At 69.7% G+C, this 6,195-nt stretch carries 6 protein-coding genes; all 6 read left to right on the top strand.

All coding sequences use genetic code 11. The annotated features are described in order from the left end of the window. The first annotated feature begins 1 nt into the window (after position 1). Genes GX015_RS08425 through yvcK form a run of 6 tightly spaced genes read left to right on the top strand, consistent with a single transcriptional unit; the run spans position 2 to position 6,159 of the window. Complete coding sequence (locus GX015_RS08425) at positions 2-1,261, top strand: bifunctional 3,4-dihydroxy-2-butanone-4-phosphate synthase/GTP cyclohydrolase II (RefSeq protein WP_291344315.1); 1,260 nt, start codon at positions 2-4, stop codon at positions 1,259-1,261. Beyond that, on the top strand, positions 1,258-1,731 hold the full coding sequence (ribH, locus tag GX015_RS08420; RefSeq protein WP_291344313.1) for a 6,7-dimethyl-8-ribityllumazine synthase: 474 nt from the start codon (positions 1,258-1,260) through the stop codon (positions 1,729-1,731). Before GX015_RS08425 ends, ribH begins: the two co-directional genes overlap by 4 nt. A gap of 5 nt (positions 1,732-1,736) precedes the next feature. Continuing rightward, positions 1,737-2,210, top strand: a complete 474-nt coding sequence (locus GX015_RS08415; protein ID WP_291344312.1) for a PH domain-containing protein — start codon at positions 1,737-1,739, stop codon at positions 2,208-2,210. Continuing rightward, positions 2,210-4,243, top strand: coding sequence for an excinuclease ABC subunit UvrC (gene uvrC, locus GX015_RS08410; RefSeq protein ID WP_291344311.1), 2,034 nt, complete (start codon positions 2,210-2,212; stop codon positions 4,241-4,243). Before GX015_RS08415 ends, uvrC begins: the two co-directional genes overlap by 1 nt. A gap of 10 nt (positions 4,244-4,253) precedes the next feature. Next, complete coding sequence (gene rapZ / locus GX015_RS08405) at positions 4,254-5,147, top strand: RNase adapter RapZ (protein WP_291344309.1); 894 nt, start codon at positions 4,254-4,256, stop codon at positions 5,145-5,147. A 58-nt stretch (positions 5,148-5,205) separates the two neighbouring features. Continuing rightward, positions 5,206-6,159: a uridine diphosphate-N-acetylglucosamine-binding protein YvcK gene (gene yvcK / locus GX015_RS08400; RefSeq protein ID WP_291344307.1), complete on the top strand. Its 954-nt coding sequence runs from the start codon at positions 5,206-5,208 to the stop codon at positions 6,157-6,159. Positions 6,160-6,195: the final 36 nt, after the last annotated feature.

The raw sequence follows: 6,195 nt of genomic DNA, 5'->3' as shown, positions 1-6,195 counted from the left end.
CGTGATTGAACTCGACAGCGTGGAACGGGCCATCGCCGACATCGCCGCCGGCAAGGCCGTGGTGGTCGTCGACGATGAAGACCGCGAGAATGAGGGCGACATCATCTTCGCCGCCGAACTGGCGACGCCGGAGCTGGTGGCCTTCACCGTGCGGTACTCCTCGGGGTACATCTGCGCGCCGCTGACCGGCGCCGACTGCGATCGCCTGGGTCTTCCGCCAATGGTCGCGCGCAACGAAGACGTCCGCGGCACCGCGTACACGGTCACCGTCGACGCGGCGACCGGCTCGACGGGCATTTCCGCGTCCGACCGCGCCTACACCATTCAGCGCTTGGCGGCCGCCAACTCCGAGGCCGCGGAGTTCACCAGGCCCGGACACGTCGTGCCGCTGCGCGCGATGCAGGGCGGAGTGCTCACCCGGGCGGGCCACACCGAAGCAGCGGTGGATCTCGCTCGCCTGGCCGGCCTGCGCCCCGCCGGCGTGCTGTGCGAGGTCGTTTCGGAGGAAGATCCCACGGGCATGGCCCGCACCCCGGAGCTGCGCCGCTTCTGCGACGAGCACGGGCTGGCGCTGATCTCCATCGAGCAGCTCATCGAATACCGCCGCCGCCACGAGCACCTGGTCGAGCGCGTCGTCGAGACCCGCATGCCCACCGACTTCGGCGAGTTCCGCGCGGTGGGTTACCGCAGCCTCGTCGACGGCGTCGAGCACGTCGCGCTGGTCGTCGGCGATCCCGCCTCCGACGACGGATCCGACGTCCTGGTCAGGGTGCATTCCGAGTGCCTGACCGGAGACGTGTTCGGGTCGCGGCGCTGCGACTGCGGCCAGCAGCTGCACAAGTCCATGGAGATCGTCCAGGCCGCCGGCCGGGGCGTGATCCTGTACATGCGCGGCCACGAGGGCCGGGGCATCGGGCTGATGCACAAGCTCGAGGCGTACCACCTCCAGGACGAGGGCGCGGACACCGTCGACGCCAATCTCCAGCTCGGCCTGCCGGCCGATGCACGCGAGTACGGCACCGGCGCGCAGATCCTCCGCGACCTCGGCGTGCGGTCCATGGCGCTGCTGACCAACAACCCGACCAAGCGCGCGGGCCTCGGCGGTTACGGGCTCGAGATGAGCCGTCGCGTGCCGGTGCCCGTGGAAGTCAACGCCGACAACGTGCGGTACCTGACCACCAAGCAGCAGCGGATGGGGCATGACCTCCCGTGGCTGTCCGACTACATTGGTGGCGAAGGCGATCAGAAGGAGAAGAAGTGAGCGGAGCCGGACTGCCCGACATCGAGATGCCCGACGCCGAGGGGATGAGCGTCGCGATCATCACCGCCCACTGGAACGCCGACATCACGGGCCAACTCCGCGCCAACGCCATCGCCGCCGCCGAGGAGGCCGGCGCCATGGTCCGCGACTACACGGTCGTCGGGGCGCTGGAGCTTCCGGTGGTCGTGCAGGCGCTCGCCGACGACCACGATGCGGTGGTCGCCCTGGGCTGCGTCATCCGCGGCGGCACCCCGCATTTCGAGTACGTCTGCGACTCCGTGACCGACGGACTGACCCGCATTTCGCTCGACCAGCGCACCCCGATCGGCAACGGCGTGCTCACCTGCGACACCCACGAGCAGGCCGTGGCCCGCTCCGGTGCTCCGGGATCGGTCGAGGACAAGGGCCGAGAGGCCACCATCGCCGCGCTCCACACCGCGGCATTGCTGCGCGCCCTGGGCGAGGAGTGAATCACGTGAGCGACAACAAGACCGCCGACCGCACCGATTCCCGCTGGGATCTCGTGGTGACGTCCCGGACCATGAAGATCTGGGCCTGGGCCTCCGTGGCCGTCGTGATGGCGGTGCACCTGTTCATGGGCTTCGTCGTCGACGTCGGCGACACCGGCGCACAGGTCACCCCGATCGACGTGCTCGCCTTCCCGATCCTCGGCCTGGTCATCTCCGCCGCGTGCCTGCTGATGCTGCGCCCGCGGGTCCGCGTCAACGACCGGGGCGTCGAGGTCCGCAATTTCCTGGGCGCCCGGTTCTACCCGTGGGACGTCGTCCATGGCCTGAGCTTCCCGTCGGATGCCCGGTGGGCCCGCCTGGAACTGCCCGAATTCGAGTTCGTGCCCATGTGGGCGCTGCAGTCGCGCGACGGCGCCTCCGTCGTCGAGGCCGTGCGCCGCTTCCGCGAACTCGAGGACCGTCACATGCCGGAAGACTGATGGCGGATCCCTCCACGTATCGCCCGGCGCCGGGGACAATCCCGGTCGAGCCGGGCGTTTACCGTTTCCTCGACGACGGCGGCCGGGTCCTCTACGTCGGCAAGGCGAAGAACCTGCGGGCGCGCCTGTCCAACTACTTCCAGGACGTCGCGAACCTGCACCCGCGCACGCGCCAGATGGTGCAGTCGGCCTCGAAGGTCATCTGGACCGTCGTGCGGACGGAGGTCGAGGCGCTCCAGCTCGAGTACACCTGGATCAAGCGCTATGACCCGCGGTTCAACGTCATGTACCGCGACGACAAGAGCTACCCGATGCTCGCCGTCAGCATCGGCGAGCAGATCCCGCGGATGTTCGTCTACCGCGGTCCGCGCCGCAAGGGCGTGCGCTATTTCGGCCCGTACTCCCATGCCTGGGCGATCCGCGAGACGCTCGATCTGCTGATCCGCGTGTTCCCCGCGCGCACCTGTTCCAAGGGCGTGTACAACCGCCATCAGCAGCTCGGTCGCCCGTGCCTGCTCGGGTACATCGACAAATGCTCCGCGCCCTGCGTCGGCCGGGTGTCGGCGGCCGAGCACCGGGAGATCGTCGACGGCTTCGTCTCCTTCATGGCCGGCCACACCGGCCCGCTCACCGCGCAGCTGCGCCGCGACATGAACGCCGCCGCCGAGGACCTCGACTTCGAAAAGGCCGCCAAGATCCGCGACGACCTGGCGGCGGTGGAGAAGGTGATGGAGAAGCAGGCCGTGGTCCTCGGCGACGCCACCGACGCCGACTTCATCGCCTTCGCCTCCGACGAGCTCGAGGCGGCGGTGCAGATCTTCCACGTGCGCCGCGGCCGCATCCATGGTCAGCGCGGCTGGGTCGTGGAGAAGTCCGGCGATTCGGAGACCGGCCCCCTGCCCGACGACGGGCGGGATCCGGCGCTGCCCAAGCTGCTGTCGACGTTCCTCACCCAGTTCTACGGTGACGCCGCCGAACACGCGAAGGTCGACGGCGACGAGTCCACAGGGGCCGCGGAAGCGGTGCCCCGCGAGATCCTCGTGCAGACCGAGCCCGACGACGCGGAGGAAGTCGCCGGGTTCCTGCAGGGGATCCGGGGCAGCGCCGTCGACGTCCGGGTGCCGCAGCGGGGCGACAAGAAGGCGTTGCTGGAAACCGTCCACCGCAATGCGGTGGAAGCGCTGGCGCAGCACAAGCTCAAGCGCAGCGGAGACCTCACCGCGCGTTCGCAGGCGCTCGAGGGCATCCGCGACGCCCTGTTCATGGACGAAGCGCCCCTGCGCATCGAGTGCACGGACATCTCGCACATCCAGGGCACCGACGTCGTGGCCTCGCTGGTCGTGTTCGAGGATGGTCTGCCCAGGAAGGTCGACTATCGGAGGTACCGGATCAAGGACGCCGCCGGCGACGGGCGTTCCGACGACGTCGGGTCCATCGCGGAGGTCGTGCGCCGTCGATTCCGCCGCCATGCCGAGGACAAGTTGGCGGTGCCCGAAGACGAATCCGTCATGTTCGAGGAAGAGGCCGCGGGGGAGGGCGACGGGGCGTCGCAAAGCGTGACGGAGGAATCCGTGAGCGGGCGCAAGTTCGCCTACCCGCCGCAATTGTTCATCGTCGACGGCGGCGCACCTCAGGTCGCCGCCGCCCAGGCGGTCCTCGACGAACTCGGCGTGACCGACGTGACGCTCGTCGGGCTGGCGAAACGGCTCGAGGAGATCTGGGTCCCCGGCGACGACGAACCCGTGATCCTCCCGCGCAATTCCGAGGCCATGTACCTGATGCAGCGCATCCGCGACGAAGCGCACCGGTTCGCCATCGGCTACCACCGCCAGCAGCGGTCGAAGCGGATGCGGTCCTCGGCCCTCGACGGCATCAAGGGGCTAGGCCCGCAGCGGCGGTCGGAACTGGTCAAGCACTTCGGATCGGTGGCGAAACTCAAGCAGGCCACCGTCGACGAGATCCGCGAGGTGCCCGGTTTCGGGCCGGCGCTGGCCGAGTCCGTGCACGCGGCGCTGCACGGCGATCGCACGTAGGCTGGGGCTCATGACCAACGTCAACGCCGGCGCGGCAGACCCCGACACGTCACTGGTCCTGATCACCGGAATGTCCGGGTCGGGCCGCAACACCGCCGCCGCCGTGCTCGAGGAAATGGGCTGGTACGTCGCCGACAACCTCCCGCCCGAGCTCATCATGCGCATGGTCGAGCTGTCGTTCGAGGCGGATTCGCCCGTCGAGCGCCTGGCCATCGTCACCGACGTGCGGTCGCGCGCGTTCGCGGGATCGCTCGGCGAGGTCCTCGACGGCCTGCACGAGTCCGGCCGGCGGCCGATGGTGATCTTCCTCGACGCCGACGACGACACGCTGATCGCCCGCTACGACTCGGTGCGGCGCACGCACCCGTTGCAGGAGTCCGGCACGCTGACGCAGGGCATCCAGCGCGAGCGCCGCATGCTCTCGGCAATCAAGGCGATGTCCGACCTCGTGCTCGACACCTCGAAGATGTCGGTCCACGATCTGCGGCGCGCCCTGGAGGTCCACTTCTCGGATCCCTCGTCGCGCGGGCAGCGCGTGACCATCCAGTCCTTCGGCTTCAAGCACGGCGCTCCGCGCGACGCCGATCTGCTGCTCGACGTCCGGTTCCTGCCCAACCCGTACTGGGTGCCGGGGCTGCGCTCCGGGCGCGGCACCGATCGGGCGGTGTCCGAGTACGTCCTCGAGCAGGACGCCGCACCGCGCTGGCTGGACACGGTCGAACAGCTGATATCCGTCATCCTCCCCGGGTACCGGCGCGAGGGCAAGAACCACATGTCCATCGCCATCGGCTGCACCGGCGGCCACCACCGCAGCGTGGCCATGTCGGAGGCCCTGGGGCGCAGGCTCGGCGAATTCAACGGCATCGACGTCAACGTCATCCACCGCGACATCGAAAGGGACTGACCGGGCGCGGACCTTTTTCGCACCGTCACCCGATTCGACACCAGAGGAGTCTGTTCCCATGACCGCCATCACGAGCCTCGGCGGAGGCCATGGCCTGTTCGCGACCCTGCGCGCCGTGCGGCGCATCGCCGACGAGGTCACCGCCGTGGTCACCGTCGCCGACGACGGCGGTTCCTCCGGGCGTCTCCGCCGCGAGCTGGGACAGATCCCGCCGGGCGACCTGCGCATGGCGCTGGCGGCGCTGTCCGCCGAGGACGAGCGCGGCAAGCTGTGGGAGGAGGTCCTGCAGCACCGCTTCGGCGGCACCGGCGCCTTGGCGGGCCACGCCGTGGGCAACCTGATCATCGCGGGACTGACCAGCGTGCTGGGCAGCGAGGTCGAGGCCCTCGACGAGGTGGGCTCCCTGCTGGGCATCTGCGGCCGCGTGCTGCCGATGTCCCCGCGGCCGTTGGACATCGAGGCGGAGGTAGTGGGCTTGGAGGACGACGCCCGCGTGGTCCGTCCGGTCCGCGGCCAGGTCGCCGTGGCCACGACGCCCGGCCAGGTGCGCCGCATCCGCCTGATCCCGGAACAGCCGCCGGCGACGCCGGATGCCATCGAGGCGATCATGGCCGCCGACATGGTGACGCTCGGCCCCGGCTCCTGGTTCACCTCGGTGCTTCCGCATCTGCAGGTGCCCCAGCTGGTGCAGGCCCTGCGGGACACGGAGGCACACCGCGTGGTCGTGCTCAATCTGTCGTCGGAGCCGGGGGAGACCGCCGGCTTTTCTTCCGAGCGGCACGTGCACATGCTCGCGCAGCACGCGCCCGACCTGCAGCTGGACACCATCCTCGTCGACGAGTCGACGATGGGCGGCACGTCCGAGCGCGGGTACCTGGAGCGGGCCGCGGCAACTCTGTCGGCCGACGTCGTCTACGCCGACGTGCGGGAGCTCGACGACGACGGCGGCTGGACCGAAAGGCACGATCCCGTGAAGGTGGCGGCCGCGCTGGGGGAGTTGCTGGCCCGCTGAGCGGGGCGGCTAAACTGCCGTGCACGGCGAACGGGT

The organism is Corynebacterium sp. (assembly GCF_012837295.1).
Classification (GTDB): Bacteria; Actinomycetota; Actinomycetes; order Mycobacteriales; family Mycobacteriaceae; genus Corynebacterium.
The sequence above is the reverse complement of the archived record's forward strand: the minus strand, read 5'-3'. Positions and strand labels throughout refer to the sequence as shown.